This is a genomic window from Radiobacillus kanasensis, assembly GCF_021049245.1.
GTDB classification, from domain to species: domain Bacteria; phylum Bacillota; class Bacilli; order Bacillales; family Amphibacillaceae; genus Radiobacillus; species Radiobacillus kanasensis.
Genome location: NZ_CP088020.1, coordinates 2374196 through 2398931, shown reverse-complemented (window position 1 = coordinate 2398931; position 24736 = coordinate 2374196). Strand labels below are relative to the sequence as shown.

General features: G+C 39.4%; 23 protein-coding genes and 1 other annotated feature (1 of these 24 only partly in view). Of the genes, 22 read left to right on the top strand and 1 reads right to left on the bottom strand.

Annotation, left to right across the window (positions count from 1 at the left end):
• Window positions 1-29 precede the first annotated feature (29 nt).
• The 6 genes from KO561_RS12465 to KO561_RS12440 all read left to right on the top strand — a co-directional run bounded on the left by KO561_RS12465 (window position 30) and on the right by KO561_RS12440 (window position 5953).
• Entirely contained in the window at window positions 30-650 is a 621-nt protein-coding gene (locus KO561_RS12465) for a FadR/GntR family transcriptional regulator (RefSeq protein WP_231093601.1), read from the top strand.
• 56 nt (window positions 651-706) lie between these two features.
• Entirely contained in the window at window positions 707-1567 is an 861-nt protein-coding gene (gene accD / locus KO561_RS12460; RefSeq protein WP_231093599.1) for an acetyl-CoA carboxylase, carboxyltransferase subunit beta, read from the top strand.
• Window positions 1564-2517 carry an acetyl-CoA carboxylase carboxyl transferase subunit alpha gene (gene accA / locus KO561_RS12455; protein ID WP_231093597.1) on the top strand — a complete coding sequence of 318 codons (954 nt, stop codon included), beginning with the start codon at window positions 1564-1566 and terminating at the stop codon, window positions 2515-2517. Before accD ends, accA begins: the two co-directional genes overlap by 4 nt.
• 201 nt (window positions 2518-2718) lie before the next feature.
• Window positions 2719-3678 (top strand): 6-phosphofructokinase, encoded by a 960-nt coding sequence (gene pfkA, locus KO561_RS12450; protein ID WP_231093595.1) that lies wholly within the window; start codon window positions 2719-2721, stop codon window positions 3676-3678.
• 39 nt (window positions 3679-3717) lie between these two features.
• The gene (pyk, locus tag KO561_RS12445; RefSeq protein ID WP_231093593.1) at window positions 3718-5478 is read left to right on the top strand and encodes a pyruvate kinase; all 1761 of its coding nucleotides are present in this window, start codon (window positions 3718-3720) and stop codon (window positions 5476-5478) included.
• A gap of 82 nt (window positions 5479-5560) precedes the next feature.
• Window positions 5561-5953, top strand: coding sequence for an FxsA family protein (locus KO561_RS12440; RefSeq protein WP_231093591.1), 393 nt, complete (start codon window positions 5561-5563; stop codon window positions 5951-5953).
• On the opposite strand, the gene ytvI is transcribed toward KO561_RS12440, so the two are convergent.
• A complete protein-coding gene (gene ytvI / locus KO561_RS12435) occupies window positions 5950-7059 on the bottom strand; it encodes a sporulation integral membrane protein YtvI (protein WP_231097152.1) in 1110 nt (369 codons plus the stop codon). The two genes, KO561_RS12440 and ytvI, sit on opposite strands and share 4 nt — an antisense overlap.
• A 94-nt stretch (window positions 7060-7153) precedes the next feature.
• On the opposite strand from ytvI, the gene KO561_RS12430 reads away from it, so the two are divergent.
• The 16 genes from KO561_RS12430 (at window position 7154) to ytxC (ending at window position 24476) form a co-directional block, all read left to right on the top strand.
• Window positions 7154-7621: a DUF441 domain-containing protein gene (locus KO561_RS12430; protein ID WP_231093589.1), complete on the top strand. Its 468-nt coding sequence runs from the start codon at window positions 7154-7156 to the stop codon at window positions 7619-7621.
• A gap of 267 nt (window positions 7622-7888) precedes the next feature.
• On the top strand, window positions 7889-9004 hold the full coding sequence (gene citZ, locus KO561_RS12425) for a citrate synthase (RefSeq protein WP_231093587.1): 1116 nt from the start codon (window positions 7889-7891) through the stop codon (window positions 9002-9004).
• 197 nt (window positions 9005-9201) lie between these two features.
• Window positions 9202-10473, top strand: a complete 1272-nt coding sequence (gene icd / locus KO561_RS12420) for an NADP-dependent isocitrate dehydrogenase (protein WP_231093585.1) — start codon at window positions 9202-9204, stop codon at window positions 10471-10473.
• A gap of 21 nt (window positions 10474-10494) precedes the next feature.
• Window positions 10495-11433, top strand: coding sequence for a malate dehydrogenase (gene mdh / locus KO561_RS12415; RefSeq protein WP_231093584.1), 939 nt, complete (start codon window positions 10495-10497; stop codon window positions 11431-11433).
• A gap of 69 nt (window positions 11434-11502) precedes the next feature.
• Window positions 11503-11976 (top strand): MaoC/PaaZ C-terminal domain-containing protein, encoded by a 474-nt coding sequence (locus tag KO561_RS12410; protein WP_231093582.1) that lies wholly within the window; start codon window positions 11503-11505, stop codon window positions 11974-11976.
• A 141-nt stretch (window positions 11977-12117) separates the two neighbouring features.
• Window positions 12118-12813, top strand: coding sequence for a response regulator transcription factor (locus tag KO561_RS12405; protein ID WP_231093579.1), 696 nt, complete (start codon window positions 12118-12120; stop codon window positions 12811-12813).
• The gene (gene pnpS / locus KO561_RS12400; protein ID WP_231093577.1) at window positions 12814-14190 is read left to right on the top strand and encodes a two-component system histidine kinase PnpS; all 1377 of its coding nucleotides are present in this window, start codon (window positions 12814-12816) and stop codon (window positions 14188-14190) included.
• Window positions 14191-14285: 95 nt separating this feature from the next.
• On the top strand, window positions 14286-16925 hold the full coding sequence (gene polA, locus KO561_RS12395) for a DNA polymerase I (RefSeq protein WP_231093576.1): 2640 nt from the start codon (window positions 14286-14288) through the stop codon (window positions 16923-16925).
• Window positions 16926-16941: 16 nt separating this feature from the next.
• Entirely contained in the window at window positions 16942-17766 is an 825-nt protein-coding gene (gene mutM, locus KO561_RS12390) for a DNA-formamidopyrimidine glycosylase (RefSeq protein ID WP_231093574.1), read from the top strand.
• 16 nt (window positions 17767-17782) lie between these two features.
• Window positions 17783-18382, top strand: coding sequence for a dephospho-CoA kinase (coaE, locus tag KO561_RS12385; protein ID WP_231093570.1), 600 nt, complete (start codon window positions 17783-17785; stop codon window positions 18380-18382).
• A 357-nt stretch (window positions 18383-18739) separates the two neighbouring features.
• Window positions 18740-19117 carry an adenosylmethionine decarboxylase gene (gene speD, locus KO561_RS12380; protein ID WP_231093568.1) on the top strand — a complete coding sequence of 126 codons (378 nt, stop codon included), beginning with the start codon at window positions 18740-18742 and terminating at the stop codon, window positions 19115-19117.
• Between the two features lie 109 nt (window positions 19118-19226).
• Entirely contained in the window at window positions 19227-19610 is a 384-nt protein-coding gene (locus KO561_RS12375) for a cytosolic protein (RefSeq protein ID WP_231093565.1), read from the top strand.
• Window positions 19611-19655: 45 nt separating this feature from the next.
• Complete coding sequence (nrdR, locus tag KO561_RS12370; protein WP_231093564.1) at window positions 19656-20120, top strand: transcriptional regulator NrdR; 465 nt, start codon at window positions 19656-19658, stop codon at window positions 20118-20120.
• Between the two features lie 71 nt (window positions 20121-20191).
• Window positions 20192-21571 (top strand): replication initiation and membrane attachment family protein, encoded by a 1380-nt coding sequence (locus tag KO561_RS12365; protein ID WP_231093562.1) that lies wholly within the window; start codon window positions 20192-20194, stop codon window positions 21569-21571.
• Window positions 21572-21602: 31 nt separating this feature from the next.
• Window positions 21603-22538: a primosomal protein DnaI gene (dnaI, locus tag KO561_RS12360; protein WP_231093561.1), complete on the top strand. Its 936-nt coding sequence runs from the start codon at window positions 21603-21605 to the stop codon at window positions 22536-22538.
• Between the two features lie 1083 nt (window positions 22539-23621).
• On the top strand, window positions 23622-24476 hold the full coding sequence (ytxC, locus tag KO561_RS12355) for a sporulation protein YtxC (RefSeq protein ID WP_231093559.1): 855 nt from the start codon (window positions 23622-23624) through the stop codon (window positions 24474-24476).
• A gap of 51 nt (window positions 24477-24527) precedes the next feature.
• Window positions 24528-24736 (top strand) — a binding site (T-box leader); it runs 11 nt beyond the window's last position.

The window sequence follows — 24736 nt, the reverse complement described above, 5'->3', positions numbered from 1 at the left end:
CGATGGACTTTTAAGGAGGCTACCCGTCATTGATTCAATCTGAAAAAGCAAAGGTTTATGAAGAAGTTTTAAGCGAGATTCGCAATTATATTACTAATCATCAATTATCACCGGGGGATAAGCTTCCATCAGAAAGAGAATTGGCGGAACAATTAGATGCGGGCAGATCGTCTGTACGAGAGGCTTTGAGGGCGCTAGAGCTGTTAGGATTAATCGAGACAAGGCGAGGAGAAGGTACATTTCTCAGACAATACAGAACCCATCATACGGTTGAGCTATTATCTACCTTTATCCTGCATGAGCCCAAGACTAAAAAAGATATCTTGTCCACGAAAAAAATAATGGAAAAAGAAGCAGCAAAGCTAGCTTTTTCCAATATGACGGACGATATTCTCACAGAATTACAAGCTATATGTTCCAATACAAACATGGAGGAGAAGGATAAGCACCACTCGTTCTTTTTGCTTATCTTTCAAATTTCACACAATTATTTAATGTACAAGATATGGCAATTAGTAGAGGACTTTTCTCATACCGTGCATCAAATCTCTTATGAGCCATCTCTTTACGATGCTTTGGTAGAAGCATATAGAAATAAGCGTTATGAAACTATAGAGCCATTGTTTGATGACTTTTACAAAGAAGGATAAGGGAACCATATCAAGAACTTAAAACCTTCTGGATTTCACTAAAGGAGGAATATCCCTTGCTAAAGGATTTTTTTAATAAAAAGAAGAAATATGCACCCATTCCTAGAGAGGAAGCGAAGCAAGATGTTCCTCAAGGAATTATGCAAAAGTGTATGGGATGTCAAAAGATATTTTATCGTAAAGAAATGGAAAAAAACTTAAATGTATGTCCTCAATGTGGCTATCATCACCAAATCGATGCCTTAACGAGAATTCATAGCTTATTAGATCCAGATACGTTTGTCGAGTGGGATAAAGGCATGACAACGAATAATCCGTTACAATTTCCTGATTATGAACAAAAGCTTGAAAAGGATCGTAACAAAACGGGACTGAACGAAGCGGTCGTAACTGGAAAAGGTTCTATTAACGGGATCGAAACGGTTATCGCTGTAATGGATGCTCGCTTTCGAATGGGAAGTATGGGCTCCGTCGTAGGCGAAAAAATTGCTCGTGCTATTGAAAAAGCGAAAGATTCCTCTCTGCCGTTTATTATCTTTACGGCCTCTGGTGGAGCCAGAATGCAGGAAGGAATGCTAAGCCTCATGCAAATGAGCAAAACTTCGGTAGCGATTGAACGTCTTAGTCGAGCTGGTGGATTAATGATTTCTGTCATGACCAATCCGACTACTGGCGGTGTATCTGCAAGCTTTGCATCGTTAGGAGATTATAACTTTGCAGAACCAGGAGCTTTAATTGGCTTCGCAGGACGAAGAATTATCGAACAAACGATTCGAGAAGAATTACCAGATGATTTCCAAACCGCTGAATTCCAGCTAGAGCATGGTCAACTTGATAAAGTGATTAACCGGCTTGACATGAAGGAAGTATTGGGGACAATCCTTGACATCCATTATACGGGAGGGAACGCTTCATGAAGCAGGCACTGGAGTTTGAAAAGCCGGTTCTCGAACTAAAGGATAAAATCGAAGAGTTAAAAACGATTACAAAAAATAGTGATGTGGACCTAACTGAAGAAATTGCTCGTATGGAGGAAAGGCTAACGAGGCTTGAAAAAGATATTTACCAAAACTTAAAACCTTGGGATCGAGTCCAAATTGCTCGACACGCGGAGAGACCGACAACGTTGGATTATATACAAAAGCTGTTTACGGACTTTATTGAGTTCCATGGAGATCGTTTGTTTGCGGATGACGAAGCAATTGTGTCGGGGATAGCAAAGTTTAACGGACAACCTGTAACGATTGTTGGACACCAAAGAGGAAAAAACACAAAAGAAAACATTCGAAGAAATTTTGGAAGTCCACACCCGGAGGGATACCGTAAAGCTTTACGACATATGAAGCAAGCCGATAAATTTAATCGACCAATCATTAGTTTTATAGATACGAAAGGCGCTTACCCTGGGAAGGCAGCAGAGGAAAGAGGCCAGAGTGAAGCGATTGCTCGCAACCTAATGGAAATGGCTGGTCTACGCGTTCCAATCATTTGTGTCGTCATCGGAGAAGGCGGAAGTGGCGGAGCTCTAGGTATAGGCGTAGGGGACCATATCCACATGTTGGAGAACTCTACCTATTCGGTTATCTCACCAGAAGGTGCAGCTGCATTATTATGGAAGGATTCCACACAAGCTCAACGTGCAGCGGAAACGATGCAAATTACATCTTATGATTTGAAATCTTTAGGTTTAATTGATGAGATCATTCAGGAACCAAGTGGTGGTGCTCACCGGAATGTGGACGAGCAAGCACAAGCTATTGAAAAAGTGCTAGTAAAGTCTCTAGAAGAACTTCGGCGAATAGAATCAGAAGCATTGTTAGAGAAGCGCTGGGAAAAATATAAACAAATCGGAGACTATTCCGAATAATGTGATGCCTCTTGCGTATAAGCAAGAGGCTATGTTTATACGATTAAAATTACGTAAATTCGGTTAAATATTCCTATATCTAGTGAGAATAGAATTAGATTACGGTATAATTCTATTTGAAAATTCTTTTGTTTAGGATTATGGTGTAATGGGGAGAAAAGTAACAGGTAGAATATACTTTTGTTATAGAGGTGAAGAAGAATGAAAAAAATTGGCGTTTTAACTAGTGGCGGCGATGCACCTGGTATGAATGCTGCTGTTCGTGCGGTAGTTAGAAAAGCGATATATCATGATGTGGAAGTGTACGGGATTTATAACGGGTATCAAGGTCTTATCGACGGGAATATTAAAAAGATGGAACTCGGTTCCGTTGGGGATATTATCCAACGTGGTGGAACGATTCTTTACTCTGCTCGCTGTGAAGAATTTAAAACGGAAGAAGGGCAAGATAAAGGAATCGAACAGTTGAAAAAATTTGGCATCGAAGGTTTGATCGTTATTGGTGGAGATGGTTCATTTCAGGGGGCCGAAAAATTAACAAAAAAAGGGTATCCTTGTATAGGTGTGCCTGGGACGATTGATAATGATATTCCAGGAACGGACTTCACCATTGGATTCGATACAGCGTTGAACACAGTCATTGAGGCGATTGATAAGATTCGCGACACAGCAACATCTCACGAACGTACATATGTCATTGAAGTGATGGGTAGACATGCTGGAGATTTAGCGCTTTGGTCTGGTTTAGCAGACGGTGCGGAAAGCATCCTTATACCAGAACAGCCAGATGAATTTAATGAGGTAGTAGATCGTCTGAAAAAAGGACATGAACGTGGTAAGAAACACAGTATCATTGTCCTGGCCGAAGGTGTTGGAAGTGGATTTGATTACGGAAAACGTATAAAAGAAGCTACAAACCTAGAAACGAGGGTGACCATTTTAGGTCATATTCAGCGCGGTGGTTCTCCTACAGCTAATGATCGTGTGCTAGCTAGTCGCCTAGGAGCTAAAGCGGTTGATCTTCTACTCGAAGGAAAAGCAGGCCGTATGGTTGGTATTCAAAACAATAAGTTAGTAGACCACGATATTATTGAAATTTTGCAGCAACCACATACGATTGATGAGGATATGTATCGTCTATCCAAAGAATTATCCATTTAACAGCTATTGTGTCACAAGAGAATGCTAGGAGGAAGTGTAATGAGAAAGACAAAAATTGTTTGTACGATTGGACCAGCTTCGGAATCGGTTGAAAAGCTTGTTGATTTAATCGAATCTGGAATGAATGTGGCAAGACTAAACTTTTCACACGGCGACTTTGAGGAACATGGTCAACGAATCGTTAATATTAGAGAAGCGGCTAAACGCACTGGAAAGACAGTTGCTATTTTGTTAGATACGAAAGGGCCAGAAATTCGCACCGGAGTCCTAAAGGATGGACAAGCTCAACTAAACAAAGGTGCTAATGTTTATGTTTCGATGGAAGAAATCGAGGGGACTGCTGAAAAGATTTCAGTTACATATCCTCATCTTATTCATGATGTGCATGTTGGATCCAAACTCTTATTAGATGACGGATTGATTGAACTTGAAGTTGTAGAAGTCGACAAAGAAAAAAATGAACTAAAAACGGTAGCATTAAACTCCGGATTACTAAAAAATAAAAAAGGGGTAAATGTGCCAAATGTCAGTGTAAACCTACCTGGTATTACGGACAAGGATGCTGCGGATATTAAGTTCGGAATTGAACAAGGCGTTGACTTTATCGCCGCCTCCTTTGTGCGTCGTGCTTCCGATGTATTAGAAATCCGCGAGCTATTAGAAGAAAATGGGGCAACCCACATCAATATCATTCCAAAAATCGAAAACCGTGAAGGTGTCGATAATTTAGAACAAATTCTTCAAGTAAGTGATGGCTTAATGGTTGCTCGTGGAGATCTTGGGGTAGAAATCCCACCAGAAGATGTACCACTTGTACAAAAAGACATGATTCGTAAGTGTAACACAGCAGGTAAACCAGTTATTACGGCGACACAAATGCTTGATTCCATGCAGCGAAATCCTCGTCCTACTCGTGCAGAAGCTTCGGATGTAGCGAATGCGATTTTTGACGGCACAGATGCAATCATGCTTTCTGGTGAGACAGCTGCAGGGGATTATCCTGTTGAAGCAGTAAGAACGATGAGTAACATCGCAACAAAAGCGGAAACGGCTCTAGATCATAAAGCCATTCTAGATATCCGTTCTAAACATAGTGATATGACGATTACCGATGCGATTAGTCAATCTGTCACTCACTCTGCAATGAACTTAGATGTCGATGCTATTCTTACACCGACACAAAGTGGTTATACGGCACGAATGATTTCAAAATACCGCCCGAAAGCACCGATCATAGCTGTAACTTTTGACGAACGTTCTAAGAGAAGACTTTCTCTTGTTTGGGGCGTAACAGCAGTTATGGGAGAACAAGCAGAGTCTACCGATCATATGTTAGACATCGCAGTCGATCGCGGACTTTCTACAGGTCTCTTTAACCGTGGAAGTCGTGTGATTATTACGGCTGGTGTACCAGTAGGCGAAGCAGGCACAACCAATCTGTTAAAAGTCCACGTCGTTGGAGACGTTTTAGCTAAAGGACAGGGTGTAGGGAAAGGAAACGCCTATGGTCGAGCAGTTGTTGTGAAAAATGCCGAAGAGGCCCTTTCTAAAGTGGAAGACGACGACATCATTGTAACCTATGGAACGGATAAAGAAATGATGCCAGCCATTGAGAAAGCAAGTGGCATTATAACCGAAGAAGGCGGACTTACTTCACATGCTGCCATAGTCGGATTAAGCTTAGGAATTCCAGTCATTGTTGGTGTCGAAAAAGCGGTAGATATCATTGAAGACAAAAGCGATATTACCATTGATGCCAGCAAAGGGGATATTTATGGAGGCCATGCTTCCGTACTTTAAATGAAAAAGAAGGGATATCCCTTCTTTTTTCTTCATCCTAGACTCTTAGAATCGATACGGATTTGGAAAAGGGGAGATGGCTATGTTTAAATGGATTCTATTATTAATTCTTATCGTGCCAGCGTTAGAAATTGGCATCTTCGTTTGGGCAGGAGGTATTATTGGTCCATGGTGGGTGGTCTGCCTCATTATCTTAACAGGTGTCATTGGTGCATGGTTAGCCAAGCAACAAGGCACAGAAGCATTAAATCGTGCTAGGCAATCTATAAATGTTGGGCAAGTACCACATGAACAAATAATAGATGGAATTTGCATTTTGTTAGGCGCAGCTTTTTTAGTGACACCAGGTTTTATAACCGATACAATCGGTTTTTTATTATTAATCCCTGTCTCCAGGCGTCCAATCAAACTTTGGATGAAGGCTATTCTTTCAAAAATGTTGAGCAGAGGAACCATTACAATTTTCCGTCGTTAAGATTCCTCTCCTTTGATATAGGCAGCCACACTATGAAACAGTCCGGATTGATAAAGGGTGTTTCCAACGACAGCCAATGTTGGGCCAATAATCAGTCCGGAAAATCCCCATAACTGAAACCCAACAAATAAAGCAACTAAAGTAGCTAAAGGGTTCACACCAATACTTTGTGAGAGAATTTTAGGTTCCATCAGTTGTCTTTGAACGACTACCGTTACAAATAGAATGGACAATCCAATTGTTAAATACATATTACCTGTAAAATAACAATAAAGAATCCAAGGGATGAACACAATTCCTGTCCCTACATAAGGCAAAATATCTACGATTCCCGTTAGAAATGCAATGGTAACAGCATAGTCGACTCGCAAGATAAATAAGCCAATAAGTACAATACAAGCTGTAATGGAGATTAGAGTAAACTGTGCTTTGATATAACCTGTAAAAGCTCTTTTCAATCCAGTTGTGACTTGTACACCAGATTGTCGTACATTGGAGGAGGTTTTCCGACGCAGCATTAGCTTGTAAGTTGGCCAGTCTTTACTGATAAAAAAAGTCCCCATTAATGAAAAAATCAAAACGGTGATATAGCTAGGTAGCTTGCTAAGTAGTGTCGGAATTTCTTGCAGGAAATTTTGTAATGTGTCAGCACCAGTTGACGCAATATTTTCTCCAGTTTGTTTCACATGGTCCAGAATGGCTTTTTGTTGACTAGGCTCAAGACTTTGATAAATAGATGCTAATTTTTCATAAATAGGCATGACTTCATTCGTGATCCATTGTTCCATATATTGAACAAACATTTTAAAGCTTTCGGGCAGGTTATTTGCCAAATAGGCTGTCCCATTAATAAGCTCGACAACAAGAATGGAAATAATTGCAGTTATAACTGTTAAAATAAATACAATGGAAAGAAATACAGCTAGTCCTCTCGGAAGTTTAAACGAAGTGCTTAACCAATCTACTACTGGGTTCAGCAAATAGGCAAAGAAAATCGCAATGATAAATGGATAGGTATATTGTGCGAGAGAAACAAATAAAAAGTATGAAGTAAGAATGATGCCGCACACAAATAAAAAACGTTGAACTTGTTGTTTTGTTATCATGTTCACTCCAAACACCTCTTTCTTCATATATATTCAAAGAGGTACGATTCAATCACAAGAAGTGGACAGCTTTAATAACTTGGAGGATTAATGGATGTTTAATCAATCTATGATATTTTTATTACTACTATTTTTACTAGGCTATTTAGGGAAAAATCAATCGATCATGATTGCTGTATATGTGTTATTAGGATTGAAGTTATTTAAATTGGATGATCGTGTATTCCCCTACTTAACTGAAAAAGGGATAAGTTTAGGAGTTACGGTCATTACGATTGCGGTACTCGTACCCATTGCTAGTGGTCAAATTGGTTTTAAGGAATTATTAGAAAGTGTAAAGTCTTATTATGGGTGGATCGCGCTCGGCGCAGGTATTTTTGTAGCATTAATCGCAAAAAATGGACTTGATTTGCTAGCGAATGATCCCCATCTTACTACTGCGCTAGTACTTGGAACTATTATTGCCGTCGTTTTCTTTCATGGGGTTGCTGTTGGTCCACTTATTGGAGCGGGTATTGCCTACGTGGTGATGAAATTCGTAGATGTATTTGTCGGTTCGTAAATGATTTTCTACCTTCCTTATCGATTTTTCACAAAAAAGGCAAAAAAACTAGCATTATTTTAAGAAAAAATTAATCGGTTTCATTTCACATAGTACTATTTATTGTTTATAATTGAGTTTGGGGATGACTAGATTGTTAAATTTACGAGAACCTATGAATGGCTGAAGCAGAAATGATGCATGTCCATTATATCGAACTCATGGAATTGTATCCGTTTTACAAAATGGACACAGCTTGAAAGAACGAGAGAAAAGGAGAGGGATTGAATGTCAACAACCAAAGGGTTAGAAGGAATTGTTGCAGCAGAGTCATCGGTAAGCTCGATTATCAATGACCAATTGACATATGTTGGCTACAAGATTGATGATCTTGCCGAACATGCAAGTTTTGAGGAAGTGGTATTCCTACTTTGGAACAAGCGTTTACCGAATCAAGAAGAGCTCACACAATTTGAAGAAAAGCTTGTTTCCAATATGGAAATTCCCCAACAAATCGTTGATCATTTTAAATCATATGATCTATCAACCGTTCACCCAATGGCGGCTCTTCGTACAGCCGTATCTATGTTAGGGCTATTTGATGCAGAAGCAGATGACCTTGATATGGAAGCAAACAAACGTAAAGCAATTCGTTTGCAGGCGAAAATTGCTACCATTGTTACGGCATTTGCTCGGATTCGCCAAGGAAAAGAACCAGTGTTTGCTAAAAAAGGGTTAAGCTATGCCGCAAACTTTCTCTATATGCTAAATGGAGAAGAGCCGAAAGACATTGAAGTGGAAGCGATTAATAAAGCACTCGTGTTACATGCTGATCATGAATTAAATGCTTCTACCTTTACATCTCGTGTATGTGTAGCGACATTATCTGACGTGTACTCTGGTGTAACAGCAGCGATTGGTGCTCTTAAAGGACCACTTCACGGTGGAGCGAATGAACGTGTAATGAAAATGCTTTCCGAAATTGGGGAAGTAGAAAATGCTCTTCCATATATTAAAGAAAAGCTTGCAAACAAAGAAAAAATAATGGGTATGGGACACCGTGTTTATCGTACCGGAGATCCACGTGCGAAGCACTTGAGAAAAATGTCTAAAGAGCTTACCGAATTAACAGGGCAAGCAAAGTGGTATGAAATGTCAGTAAAGATTGAGGATTACATTAAAGAAACAAAAGGACTTCCTGCCAATGTAGACTTCTATTCGGCATCTGTTTACCATAGTCTTGGTATTGATCATGATTTATTCACACCTATTTTCGCAGTAAGCCGCGTATCCGGTTGGATTGCTCACATTCTGGAACAATACGAAAACAATCGTTTGATTCGCCCTCGTGCTGATTATGTTGGGCCAACGGAACAAACGTATGTTTCGATTGAAAATAGATAAAACTTGGCGAAACCAAGCCGTAAGGCAAAGGTTGAGTCCTACTTTTAGTTGTAAGTTGGAAAATCTAAAAGTATGAAATTCGGGCCTACCAAATGGTGGTCTATATTGTTGCGTTTGCACTACTTCCTTTTTTTAATTGATGGGGAAGGTTTACTAAATAAAAAAGGTTTTAAAAAGACTAGGAGGATTTCATTATTATGACACAAGGTGAAAAAATTACAGTAAATAGTGGGGTATTAAATGTTCCAAACAAACCTGTTATTCCGTTTATTGAAGGAGACGGTACAGGTCCAGATATTTGGGCAGCAGCAAGTCGCGTATTGGAAGCGGCAGTTAATAAGGCATACAATGGCGAGAAATCCATTGAATGGAAAGAAGTGCTTGCAGGACAAAAAGCATTCGATCAAACGGGGGAATGGCTACCTTCAGAAACATTAGATGTTATTAGAGACTACAAAATCGCGATAAAAGGACCTTTGACAACACCAATTGGTGGAGGAATCCGTTCTTTAAACGTAGCACTACGTCAAGAGCTTGATTTGTTCACGTGTCTTCGCCCAGTTCGCTATTTCAACGGCGTACCATCTCCAGTTAAGCGCCCAGAGGATACAGACATGGTCATCTTCCGTGAAAATACTGAAGATATTTATGCTGGTATCGAGTGGCAAAAAGGTAGCGACGAAGTGAAGAAAGTTATTGAATTCTTGAAAAACGAAATGGGTGTACATAAAATCCGTTTCCCTGAGACTTCTGGAATCGGAATTAAGCCTGTATCGGAAGAAGGTACAAAACGTCTTGTTCGTGCTGCGATTGATTACGCAATCAACGAAGGTCGTAAGAGCGTGACACTTGTTCACAAAGGAAACATTATGAAATTTACCGAAGGTGCTTTCAAAAACTGGGGCTATGAACTAGCAGAACAAGAATACGGAGATAAAGTATTTACATGGGCTGAATATGACAAGATTGTAGAAAAAGATGGAAGAGCGGCTGCGGATAAAGCACAAGAGGAAGCAGAAAAAGCTGGTAAGATTATCGTGAAAGATGCAATTGCGGATATCTTCCTACAACAAATCTTAACTCGTCCGAAAGAATTTGATGTAGTAGCTACGATGAACCTTAACGGAGACTATATTTCAGATGCGCTTGCTGCACAAGTTGGTGGAATTGGTATTGCTCCTGGTGCAAACATTAACTATGAAACAGGGCACGCAATTTTTGAGGCTACACACGGTACCGCACCTAAGTATGCTGGATTAGATAAAGTAAATCCTTCGTCTGTTATTTTATCTGGGGTATTAATGCTTGAACACCTTGAGTGGAGAGAAGCTGCTGATCTAATTGTCAAAGCTATGGATAAGACAATTGAGTCTAAAGTAGTGACGTATGACTTTGCACGTATGATGGATGGAGCTACAGAAGTAAAAACTTCTGAGTTCGCAGATGCGCTTATTTCTAACATGGACTAATATCGAAAGAAGGGGATTCTTGTGACAATTAAAAGAAGAAAAGTTTCCGTTATCGGTGGAGGCTTCACCGGTGCAACAACTGCACTTATGATTGCTCAAAAAGAATTAGCTGACGTTGTGTTAGTAGATATTCCCAACATGGAAGACCCAACAAAAGGAAAAGCGTTAGATATGTTAGAAGCAAGTCCTGTTCAAGGATTTGATGCAAAAATTACAGGTACTGCTGATTATGCAGACACAGCAGGTTCTGACATTGTTATTATTACAGCAGGTATTGCACGTAAACCGGGCATGAGCCGTGACGATCTTGTAAATACGAATGCCAAAATCATGAAAAGCGTTACACAAGAAATCGTGAAGTATTCTCCGGAAACAACGATTATTGTGTTAACGAACCCGGTGGATGCCATGACTTATACCGTATTTAAGGAGTCTGGATTACCTAAAAATCGTGTTATTGGTCAATCCGGTGTGTTAGATAGCGCTCGTTTCCGCACATTTGTTGCAGAAGAGTTAAATCTATCAGTGAAAGATGTGACTGGTTTCGTACTTGGTGGTCATGGTGATGACATGGTACCACTAATCCGTTATTCTTATGCTGGTGGTATTCCACTAGAAAATTTACTTTCAAATGAACGACTTGATGCCATCGTGGAACGCACGAGAAAAGGCGGCGGAGAAATCGTAAACCTTTTAGGAAATGGTAGTGCGTATTATGCGCCTGCTGCTTCTCTTACAGTAATGGCTGAAGCTATTTTGAAGGATCAACGCAGAGTTCTTCCAAGTATTGCTTACTTAGAAGGTGAGTATGGCTATCAAGATATTTATCTTGGTGTCCCTACAATCATCGGTGGCAACGGTCTAGAAGAAGTAATCGAGTTAGATCTGAAGGAAGAAGAAAGAGCGGCTCTAGATAAATCTGCTGAGTCCGTTAAAAGTGTCTTAAAGGTATTAGGATAAGCATAGAAAAGAAAACCCTTGTCTAGATTGGCAAGGGTTTTCCTATAAGAATAAGAGGATGGTGTTATAATGATTGGAAAAAAAAGAAAACTAGGAAAGCACATACAGGAACTAGCCGTAGGAGATTCTTATCGCGCGGTGAAAACGATTGAAGATCGAGATATTTTATTATATTTAGGCCTTACGGATGATGCAAACCCTCTTTATATCCAACACGATTATGCCTCTCAGACACCATATAAACAACCAGTTGTTCCATCAACTATGTTGATAGGAATCGCTTCTTCCATGGTTTCCATGCATTTACCTGGTCCTGGTTGTCATATTTTAGAGCATCACCTAAAGTATCCAAATCCTGTTTATCACTACTCAGAGATTGAAGTAGAATTGGAGGTTGTCCGTATCCAAGAAGATGACTCAACGATTACGATTCGAGTAATAGGAAAGAGTGATAACCTAACCGCCTTAGAAGGAACTTTCCTCGTAAAACCAGCTGCGGAATTAGAATCCTTGACGGCACGCTCTTTGCAAAATTTTAACTAATTTTCACCATTCAATTACTGAATATTCAGAAATATTAATAAAACTTTACAATATTTACGCTACATTTGTGGATAAGGAGTATTCACATGCGAATACCTTCATTGTATGATGAACGTAGATATTAAACAGTGGGGTGTTTGGATGAATCAAAAAGTATTGATTGTAGATGATGAAGAATCAATTGTAACATTATTAAAATATAATGTGGAATTAGCTGGCTTCGAAACAGAAGTCGCCTACACAGGACAAGAAGGGTTAAATAAAGCACTTCATCAAAACTTTGACTTAATCATTCTTGATCTCATGCTTCCGGAAATGGATGGAACAGAAGTGTGTAAGCAGTTAAGACAAAATAAAGTGGATACTCCTATCCTTATGTTAACAGCAAAAGACGATGAATTTGATAAAGTTTTAGGCTTAGAGCTTGGTGCAGATGACTACTTAACAAAACCGTTTAGTACGAAAGAGGTTGTCGCTCGGATAAAAGCTATTTTAAGACGCACCAATAACCGGTCAGCAGATAACGGGCAATCTGTTATCAAAATTGGACAACTTTCTATCCATCCAGAACAATATGAAGCGGTCATACGGGATGAAACCCTTATGTTTACTCGAAAAGAGTTCGAGCTTCTTCTTTATCTAGCAAAGCATAAAGGCAAAGTCCTATCGCGTGATCAGTTGTTAAGTGCGGTTTGGAACTACGACTTTGTAGGCGATACAAGAATCGTCGATGTTCATATTAGTCACTTACGTGAGAAAATTGAACCAGATACAAGACACCCCGTGTATATCAAGACAATTCGTGGACTCGGCTACAAGATGGAGGAGCCTGCTTAAATGTTTGAAAAAAATCTTCGCCCTTTTTTGCTTTACATCATCGTTGTAGTGGTTGTAATGGTTGGTATGGCAACCGTTATCCTACCACTCATAACGGATTATAAGAAGATTATCGTCATTATTACACTAACTGGTTCAGCGGTTGTATTTTTTGTGTTAATGTATCATATTTACGATAAGTACATAAAGCCCGTTCGTTCAGCTGCTCAGGTTGCGGAGCAGTTAGTGAATGGGAACTATAAAGCAAGAACGTATGAAACGTTTTTTGGAGATGCTGGAAAACTTACAACTGCTGTGAATATCTTGGCACGAAGCCTTCAAGAAATGTCGTTACAAGAAAAAATGCAGGAAAATCAGTTGCGAACTGTTATTGATCACATGGAAAGTGGACTTCTACTAATTGATGACAAGGGCTATGTTCACCTCGTGAATCGTAAATTTCTGAGTATCTTCGGCGGGGAAAAGCAAGATTATTTCGGCTACCTCTACTATGAAGTGCTCAAGCAAGAAGTAGTTCACCGTGTCGTACAAGAAGCATTTCTATACGAAGAGATGGTGAAAAACTCCTTTACAACAGCGATTGAGATTGAACAAAAGTATATCGAAATAGTTGGGGCACCTGTCGTCCATGAAACTAACGAATTAAGAGGTGTTGTCCTCGTTTTCCATGACATAACGGAATTAAAGAAGCTTGAACAAATGCGAAAAGACTTTGTTGCCAATGTATCGCATGAATTAAAAACACCAATCACTTCCATTCGAGGATTTGCGGAAACGTTACTAGATGGAGCAATGGATAGCGATGAGCTGAGAAGTCAGTTTTTATCGATTATTCTAAAGGAAAGTGAGCGTCTGCAAATACTTATCCATGATTTATTGGAGTTATCGAAGCTGGATAAAGTCGACCTGAAATTACAAAGAGAAACAGTAGATGTGAAACAATTGGTAGAAGAAATTTTACCGATAGCAGATCAGCAGGCAAAGGATAAAGAGATTGAACTTTCTTTAAGCTTTGATGATGACACCGTTATTCAAGGAGACTCCGACCGCTTGAAACAAGTGTTCATTAATCTTATCAATAACGCAATTAGTTACACTCCTGTTGGTGGCAGTGTCCAAGTTCTTGTCGAAAACCGTAATGATGTGCTAGATTTTTCAGTTAAAGATACAGGAATTGGCATACCTGAAGAAGCCATCCCACGAATTTTTGAACGATTTTATAGAGTGGATAAAGCGAGAAGCCGTAATACTGGTGGGACTGGTTTAGGATTAGCTATTGTAAAACACATTGTAGAATTACATGAAGGAAAGATTTATGTGGATAGTGTTCATGAAAAAGGAACGACATTTCGAATATCGTTCCCAAAACATATATGAAGGAATCGTGAGAGGGCGATTCCTTTTTTGTTTGTCTATTAAAAAGTGGTAAAATGATAGGTAAAGAAAATCATGAATACGAGGGAGTGCCGGATATGTCTAAAAAGCTAGTATTGATTGATGGAAACAGTATTGCGTACCGGGCGTTTTTTGCTTTGCCATTATTGAATAATGACAAAGGAGTTTACACCAATGCGGTCTACGGATTTACGACGATGCTATTGCGCATTTTAGAAAATGAAAAACCAACCCATATGCTTGTGGCATTTGATGCAGGGAAAACAACGTTTCGACATAAAACATTTAGCGAATATAAAGGAGGCAGGCAAAAGACTCCACCAGAGTTATCAGAGCAATTTCCACTATTAAGAGAATTACTAGACGCTTTTGATATTCCATACTATCAGCTTGAAAATTATGAAGCAGATGATATTATCGGAACACTTGCGAAGCAAGGGGAAAAGGATAAATGGGATGTTCGCGTGTATTCCGGGGATAAGGACTTATTACAATTGGTTTCTGATCAAGTAGAGGTCCATCTGACTAGAAAAGGAATAAGTGAAGTGGATACATATACGCCTTCCTTCTTACAAGAAAAAATGGAAATCACACCAGAGCAAGTCATCCATATGAAAGCTTTAATGGGAGATAATTCCGATAATATACCGGGTGTACCAGGGGTTGGACAAAAGACAGCTGTTAAGCTCCTGAAGGACTTTAACACGCTAGAAGGTGTCTATGACCATTTGGATGACGTAAGTGGGAAGAAACTAAAAGAAAAATTAGAGACGCATAAAGAAGATGCTTTTATGAGTAAGGAACTAGCTACAATTAACACGAGCTCCCCTTTACAGGTTGGTTTATCCAATATTGAATTTACAGGCTATAAAGAGAAGGACGTTTTATCCATCTTTAAAGAGCTCGGCTTTAATTCTTTAGTCAATCGAATTGAGGGAGAGGTTAGTCCTGAAGATGAGGGGCAAGATGAACTCCCGGATCTGAAGTATAAAATCGTTCGCTCTTTAGAGGATGTGTCCTTTTCTTCAGTAGAAGCGATTATTGTGGAGATGCTTGAAGAAAATTATCACACAGCTCCTATTCAGGGATTTGGTTTGGTAAATGAGGACCGAAAAATCTTCATCCCTACAGACGTAGCTCTTGCTTCAGAGACATTCAAGCAATGGGCAGAGGATGGTTCCTTTAAAAAAATAGTCCATGATTCCAAACAGACGAAGGTTGGCCTATTAAATCAAGGAATCGATATGGAAGGAATAGAGTTTGACCTATTATTGGCCTCTTACCTGTTAAACCCATCGGAAACTCTGTTTGACATCCCTTCTATTGGGAAACGGCTAGGTGTTACGAGCGTGTTAATGGATGAAGAAGTGTACGGAAAAGGTGCGAAACTACAAGTTCCAGAGGAAGACAAGCTAGCAGAGCACGTTGTTCGCAAGACAGATCTAATTTTCCAATTGCGTGATAAAGCCGAAGAGCTGTTAAAAGAAAATGAGCAATGGAAGCTGTTTAAGGAATTGGAAATGCCACTTGCACTCATACTAGGAGAAATGGAACATCACGGTGTTCTTGTTAATGAAGATCGCTTAAAGCAAATGCGGGAAGAGCTGAAAGAACGGCTAGAACAAATTGAAAATGAAATACATGAGTTAGCCGGAGAGAAGTTTAATTTAAATTCTCCGAAGCAACTCGGACCTATTCTGTTTGAAAAGCTAGGATTACCACCTATTAAAAAGACAAAGACGGGATACTCCACTTCGGCGGATGTATTAGAACAGCTGCAAGACAAACATGAAATTATTCCAAAGCTCTTAATGTACCGTCAGCTAGGGAAGCTTCAATCTACGTATATTGAAGGTTTGTTAAAGGTTATTTATAATGACACGAAAAAAATCCATACCCGCTTTAACCAAGCTTTAGCGCAAACAGGACGGTTAAGCTCGATTGAACCAAATCTACAAAATATTCCGATTCGTTTAGAAGAAGGAAAGAAAATTAGACAAGCGTTCGTCCCTTCAAAAGAAGGATGGATTTTATTTGCTGCAGACTATTCTCAAATTGAGCTTCGTGTATTAGCACATATTGCGACTGATGATAAATTAATCGAGGCATTCCAAGAAGGAATGGATATTCATACACGAACCGCGATGGACGTCTTTCATGTTGAGGCAGATGAGATTACGGATAACATGAGACGACAAGCAAAAGCGGTTAACTTTGGGATTGTTTATGGCATAAGTGACTATGGATTATCGCAAAGCTTAGGCATTACGAGAAAAGAAGCAAAACAGTTTATTGATCGCTACTTAGACAGTTTTCCGGGTGTACGTGAATACATGGATAGTATCGTACAGCAGGCTAAGCAATTGGGATATGTTACGACATTGATGAATAGAAGAAGATATTTACCGGAAATAACAAGTCGTAATTTTAACTTGCGAAGCTTTGCAGAGCGTACAGCAATGAACACCCCAATCCAAGGCTCGGCAGCGGATGTCATCAAAATGGCAATGATTAATCTTCATCATCGGCTAGAAGAAGAAGGCTTGCAGGCTAGAATGCTTTTACAAGTGCACGATGAATTGATTTTAGAAGCACCTGAATCTGAACTGGATGTATTGAAAAAGATTGTACCAGAAGTCATGGAGGATGCCGTGGAGTTAAAAGTGCCGTTAAAGGTGGATTATGCCTACGGAAAGACTTGGTATGACGCGAAGTAACTAGGAGAGAGACAAAATGCCGGAATTACCAGAGGTAGAAACAATCAAATCTACCTTAAACGAGCTAGTAATAGGTAGAAAGATAAAAGATGTAGAAATTCGTTGGGCGAACATCATTAAATATCCAGAAGACACAGTCCAATTTAAACATTTACTTTTAGGACAAGCAATCCACAACGTAAATCGAAAAGGGAAATTCCTTTTGTTTGAATTAGATGATTATATTCTCGTTTCCCATCTGCGAATGGAAGGAAAGTATGGGTTATTTGATGCTTCTGAACCTTTATCTAAGCATACCCATGTCATCTTCTTTTTTGGAGACGGGAAGCAATTGCGTTACAACGATGTCAGGAAATTTGGAACGATGCATTTGTTTACAAAAGGACAAGAGCTTTTAGAAAAACCGTTAAATCAACTCGGTCCAGACCCTTTTGAAGCTACATTCACACTCGATTATTTTTATGAGAAGGTCCACAAAAGTGAACGAAATATAAAGAGTATTCTATTGGATCAGTCTGTCATTGCCGGACTTGGTAATATTTATGTCGATGAAACATTATTTAAGGCGGGTGTGTTACCAACAAGAAAAGGAAGCGAACTGACGAAAAAAGAGGTTGAAGACATTCAACTATATGCAAAGGAAACACTAGAGCAAGCAGTGGCCCAAGGAGGAACAACGATTCGCTCTTACGTGAATTCACAAGGCGAAATCGGCATGTTCCAGCAAGAATTGTTTGTGTACGGACAGGAAAACAAAGAATGTAAACATTGTGGATCCCCTATCGTAAAAACGAGAGTAGCAGGCAGAGGCACACATATATGTGTCAATTGTCAATCCTAGAAGGTTGTGTGAAATTATGGGAACAACAATCGGACTTACCGGTGGAATAGCTAGTGGAAAAAGTACCGTATCCAACATGTTAAAAGAAAAAGGTATTCCCGTTGTTGATGCAGATATCATTGCACGACAAGTAGTAGAACCTGGTGAAGAAGCATACAATCAAGTTGTCGAGGCTTTTGGATCTGAGATTTTACAACAGAACAAATCATTAGACCGTAAGAAGTTAGGCAGCATTGTGTTTCAAGATGAGGATAAACGCAGTGTATTAAATTCCATTGTGCATCCTGCTGTTCGAAAGCGAATGTTAGCAGAAAAAGAAGAATACTTAATCAAAGGGAACCGAGCAGTTGTTTTAGATATTCCTCTACTTTATGAAAGTAAATTAACCGAGCTTGTCGATAAAGTAATGGTCGTTTATGTCAATGAAGAAACCCAACTCAAACGACTAAAAGAGAGAAATCAACTCACTGAAGAGGAAGCAATGCAACGCATTCAAGCACAGCTCCCTCTTAAGCAAAAAGTCGAATGGGCCGACGCTGTTATTCATAACAATGGTTCAATCCAGGAAACGAAGGAACAAGTGGAAGAACTAGTGAAAAAGTGGCAGCTGGTGTAGGTGTTAAAAAATTGACAAATATTAAACCGCATGGAATGGGTTGCTATATCATTCTTAGGGACAGAAGGATAAAGCTTCGTATCATGACTCATAATAGAAAAGGGAACTTCTAAAAACAAAACCAATGTATCAAATGTGATTCCATTCCCTTCCTTAAAATTCTGTCTTGCAAAAACGGGGTAAAGCGTTTATACTTTTTTTGCATATCAGTATGCAAAAGTTTTAAATAAGCCTTTTCTTCTAATATAATGTGCTTTAGTGGCTACTTAAAGGGTTAGGACCTCTCAGGACTAACTTTCCCCCGTGGTAGTCATTGCATCATCATTAGGAGCCAAACTTTTAAGGGGGAGTTATAAAATGGATACTATGGGAAGACACGTTATTGCTGAACTATGGGACTGTAATATAGATAAGCTCAATGACATGAGCTTGATCGAACAGGTATTTGTTAATGCAGCATTAAAAGCAGGTGCAGAAGTAAGAGAAGTTGCCTTTCATAAATTTGCACCATATGGAGTAAGTGGTGTTGTTATCATTTCGGAGTCACACTTGACTATTCACAGCTTTCCGGAACACGGATATGCTAGTATTGACGTCTACACTTGTGGCGATATTATTGATCCGAATGTGGCTGCGGAGTTTATCTCTGAATCGTTAGAAGCGAAAACATGTGAAAAAGTAGAAGTTCCTAGAGGAATGGGTCCTGTTACCGTTCAACAATTTAAAGCACTTTAAAGGAAACACTCTTGCCGCCAAGGGCAGGAGTGTTTTTTTTCAATCTTTACTGTTTCCTTGATTAAAACATGTTAAAATAAAGGAAAAGCATGAAAAATAGGGGGAGCATATGAACGTAAAACAAGCCTATTCTAAATTCATTGATACACATACAGAAACGAACGAGCACCATTGGGATTCTAATCTAAAAACCCATTACTTCAAAACGACGAAGGATAAAGCGTTCGAAGCCGTTGAAGCATTCTTTAGAAAATCTCCTTCTTTTGAAATTGTTGCTGTTTCAAAAGAACATGGAGAAGTGAGTGTGAATTATAAAAAAGGAAAGAAAGCCTTTGTTATCGCGACGATTATCATGGTAAAGCCATTTCGAACTGCCATTGATTTTTCTGTAACGACAGAATCCATTTTGCCAGTTGATTTTGGTTTTGGGCACAAATTAATTTCTTTCTTGTACAAGGAACTAGGGAAGGATTTAATATTAATTAAAGAATAACGGACAGAATTACATACGTTAGAACCAGATAGCGGGGTATAAAAGATGAGATGTCCAAATTGTCATTATAAAAGCACAAAAGTCTTAGATTCGCGTCCAATTGAAGATGGGAAATCTATTCGTCGAAGAAGAGAATGCGAGGATTGTTCTTTTCGTTTTACTACGTTTGAACGAATTGAAGAGGTACCGCTTATTGTGGTAAAAAAAGAAGGAACAAGAGAAGAGTTTAGCAGAGATAAGCTTCTGCGAGGACTCATTAAGGCCTGTGAAAAAAGACCGGTTGCGATTGAAGAAATTGAAGGTATAACGATTGATGTAGAGAAAGAACTTCGCAATAGGGGAACATCTGAAGTGCAAAGTAAAGAAATTGGAGAAATGGTAATGGACAGGCTTTCGAGTGTAGATGAAGTAGCGTATGTTCGCTTTGCTTCTGTTTATCGCCAGTTTAAGGATATTAGTGTCTTTTTGGACGAATTAAAGGATTTAATCCATACAGATAAGAAAAACTAACACTGCTGAGCCACTTCGGCTCTTTTTCTTATGTTTGATCGGAAAAAAGTGAAGGAGAGGGGATGAAAGGGATGCGTATAGGCAAAATACTACCAGTAGAAACATACACCGTGACAGGGCAAGCGTCGATTTCAGCAGAACAATTACAAGCCTTAACACACCTTTATCAGCCACTTATTGGGCTTGATGCCGTTGGTTTATACCTCACTCTTTTGAATGAGCTTTCTATCACAGGAAATGATGACAATTCGACCCATCATGTTCTTATGACTTATCTGGATATGCCCCTTGATCAAATATATGAGGCAAGGTTGAAGTTGGAAGCGATTGGATTACTAAGAACATGGAAAAAAGGTTCTTCTAACGACTTAACTTCTTATCGCTATCAATTACAGTTGCCTTTTACACCGAGACACTTTTTGGCAGACGGTGTGTTGTCCCAACTATTAATGCATGAAATTGGGGAAGCCAAATATGAAAAACTCGAAACTACGTTTGAACGGAAATATCCAATTAATTCCCATGAAGGGGAGGATATTACGGCGGACTTTTTTGATGTTTTTCACACTCGTGGAAAATTAAAAGCAGATGTGGAATTTGTTCCATCCCCACCGAATCAACAGGTAGGGCCAAACATCGTACATGCTGGGATGGATACGAATTGGTTCGAGCATATGCTGAAGCAAAGGAAGTTACCGGTTCAAGAAATACTAACACCAGCAAATAAGAAACTGATCGAGCAGATGCTAGTATTATACGATTTACCAACAACAGATGTGGAAAATGCACTGCTCTGGGCGGTAACCGATGAAAATCGTTTAGACCAAAAAGAATTTAAGAGTGCATGTCATGATATTTTTCAGTCGAAACAAACCTCTAAGGTTTCATTTGTTCCCAATCAGGAACCAGAGAAGAAGGTGGAACAGCAACCAACCCCTAAACCTTCTTCGAAACAAGATCAATTTATTCATATGCTAGAGGAAATATCCCCGAAACAACTGCTTGAGGATTTATCTGGTGGGAATGAAGCGTCGGCACAGGATTTGAAAATTATCCGAGATGTGATGTCTCAGCAAGGGCTGTCGGTTGGAGTGATGAATGTACTCGTCCATTACGTTTTGCTAAAAACGGATATGAAACTTTCTAAGGCATATTTAGAAAAAATAGCAAGCCATTGGGCTCGCAAAAATGTGAAAACAGCTAAACAAGCGATGGTGCTTGCGAAATCGGAAAATAACAAATACCAGCAATGGGGTACAAGCTCGCAACAGCGAAAATCCACAAAGCAGGAAGTGTTACCTGAATGGTTTAAGCAGAGCAAGGAACCTTCTTCTAAACCTAATAAGAACCAACCAGCGCAAGAAACGGAGAAAAAAGAGGATATCGCAGCCTTGTTGCAGAATTATTCTAAAAATAAAAAAACAAACCAAATGGCTAATCCTAGAGAATAAAGCCTAATAAAGATGGTATAAGGATGATTGTATGGAACCGATACAAGCTTCATTAAAAAAATGGATGAGGGATAACGAATCTTTTCAAAAGCGATTTCAAGAAATTCGGAGAGAAACGATTTCTGATCCTGAAATACAAAAAGTAATGGAGAAGCATCCGCAGCTTTCCGATTCCGTTATTGACCGGAATTTGATGCGACTTTATGAATATAAATCGCAATCGAAAAACTGTGAGGACTGTCCCTCTTTAGCTGCGTGTAAAAATATATTAAAAGGCTACACCCCGCTGATTGAGGTTGATGAACAGGATGTTCGATTAACATACGACCGCTGTTACCGCAAAGTTCAAGAAGATGAACAACGCGAAAAGCAGACGTTAATTCAAAGTCTATATATGCCAAAGGATGTACTAGAGGCTTCGATTGAAGATTTGGATCACTCTGATTTAGAACGTTCTAATGCGATTCGCGAAACGGTCCAGTACTTACAATCGATTGGAACGAAGCAGGCGGAGAAGGGTCTATACTTTAGTGGTCCGTTTGGAGTAGGAAAAACGTATTTCCTTGGAGCTATTGCAAAGGAATTAGCAGAAAGACGCATTGGATCCATGCTCATTTATATGCCGGAATTTGTAAGAGAAATGAAGTCATCTCTCAAGGATGATTCGGTAAATCGGAAGGTAGAAGAATTTAAGAAGGTCCCAGTACTTATGTTGGATGACATCGGTTCGGAATCTTTATCCGCTTGGTTTCGGGATGAAATTCTTGGATCCATCCTGCAGTACCGTATGATGGAACGTCTACCTATTTTCTTTACATCCAACTATACGATGAATCAATTAGAAAATCATTTAGCCACCTCAAATAGAGGAGACACAGAACAATTAAAAGCAGGTCGAATTATGGAGCGGATTAAACAAGTAAGTAAAGAAGTTCCTATATTCGGTACCAATCGAAGAAATATGTAAAGAGGTAACTGCCAAGTCTAATGGCTTATGATTACAGGATAAGAAACTTACAATGGACGGATAATCATTCATATTTGATGTAAATTGCGATGTAAGTGGTGAAGTTATATGCCGGCGCTTCGGCAGAATACTCCGCTTTCCGCGGGCACGGCCTCAATCTCCTCGGAAGAAACCCCCTTCCTGCGGGGCTTTCACCTCGTGCTGTTCCCGCAGGAGTCTCCGTATTCTGCCTACGCTCAGGTATGGTTTTCTGAAATTAATGTAGAGCATTGCTAGAATAAAACAAGTTGATTGTGATCATTCAGTCGCTATTTTTATAAAAGTGACAGTATGATAGGGCGCTGACATTCAGTCCTTTGTAATTACGGAAACGCAACGACAAGTGTTCCTTAAGCTCGAATAAAAGAACAGATGCCCTATACATGTCTATAACAAGGTGAAAAGTTACAGTAGACAGTTGTCCTGTTTGGCTATAACCTTCTTTGCAGGACCATTAAATAATTGTCTACCGCATATAGTATGTTGATTGGAGTGGAGGGAAATCGACTCCTCGAAAATAAAGCCCAATTTTCTTCGTGCGATGTCTATTCTAATAAGATTTCCTTGTCCTGCGGGAACAGCACGAGTTGAAGACCCCGAAAGATGCACCTGCGTCTTCTAGTAACGCTTATAAGTAAGCTTCCTCGGTGCAAGGCAGCAAGGATGATTATTCTATGTAGTAGCCTGGCTGAGACCGTGCCCGCGGAAAGCGATTACCCGCAACGGAAATCAGCATCGTACAAACACCGAGCAGTCACAAAACCGATGGTTTTATAGCACCTTTTACTATTTCGTTATGTCGCAGTCTATATATTATTAGCAACAAAATTACAAAAGAACCTAAAAGTAAAATCTGAACTGGTCTTAATTCCAATTAAGGAATTTAGAAATAGTTCAGATTTTGTTATGGTCAAGGTACTTTTGTCTCAGCGACTTTTATTTTCCCTCTACTAGCAAAATCCAAAAACTAGTTTCTGTTTTGAGGACATGTTTTATCATTCTCACCCATATAATGTAACAGTTTGATTGGTGAGGGTGATATGTTTGTTTGAGGTTTATTTTGAATTAGAAGAGGAAGCAAGAACGTTTCGTAAGCTGTATGGAAGTTATGACAAGCACGCCGAGCTCCAATGGATGTCTGACGAGAAGTGGGGAAACAAGGTTGTCATTCTTCAGTCCCATGAATTACATACTTCAGAGTATTTAACAAAGGCAATCGCCGATGTCTTTGTTCATCATAGAGAGTCTAAGTGGATGGAACATACCGTGCGAGACACGTATTATTTTCGGAACAAAGTGGAAGTCCAACGTATCGTAGAACTTACATTGGCTATCGTCAATGGAACAGATGAAGACTTAAAACTACCACCAGAAGTAAATCAGCTTCATCCAGTATTACATAAAGTTATTAAGAAAAACGTGCTAGGAAAAGAAATGATTCACTATGATTCTATTGTAAAATTCCGCTTCAAAGATTACCAGGAAGAGCTAATGGAAGTGGTTGGCTTGGCTATTGATGAGTACAAGCGAGAAGAGGAGTACCAAGCTTTTATCCAGTCTTTAAGAGAATATATATTGAAAAAGAAAGCGAAAATGGATCACATCCACATTGTACAAGGTTCACATTTTTCTTTTTATCGTCACAACGGGACAAGGCTCATGAGGGAAGAATTAAAACAATATATTCGGAAAGAACCGATGTTTATTGTAGGACTCGATGAAAATGAGTGGAACTTAGCTCCACTATTATCTTTGGCACCGAAACAGATTACCGTCTATGGGGATGACCCATCAGATCCGAAAACGTTAACGGTCTATAACGTATTTCAAGAGCGTGTAAAAGTGAAGCCACTTAAAGAGTTTCCTTTTTCCACCGTAGAAAGAAACAGCTTAACTTGATTTTTTGTTCGTCTCTCGATATAATACATTCAAAATCTTTATTTCGACATGTAACATGTATGGATGGGGACAAGATCATTAGTTGTGATGTCTTTAGAGAAGGAAGCCTTAGGCTGGAAGCTTCCGGCAATTCGCTAATGATTACCACCTCTGAACACTGTTGGTGAATACATAACGAGTAACTAGCAGCGTCTCATCTGCGTTAAAGATGCTAAAGAGCCGTTTTATACGGGAATTAGGGTGGAACCACGAGTCAATGC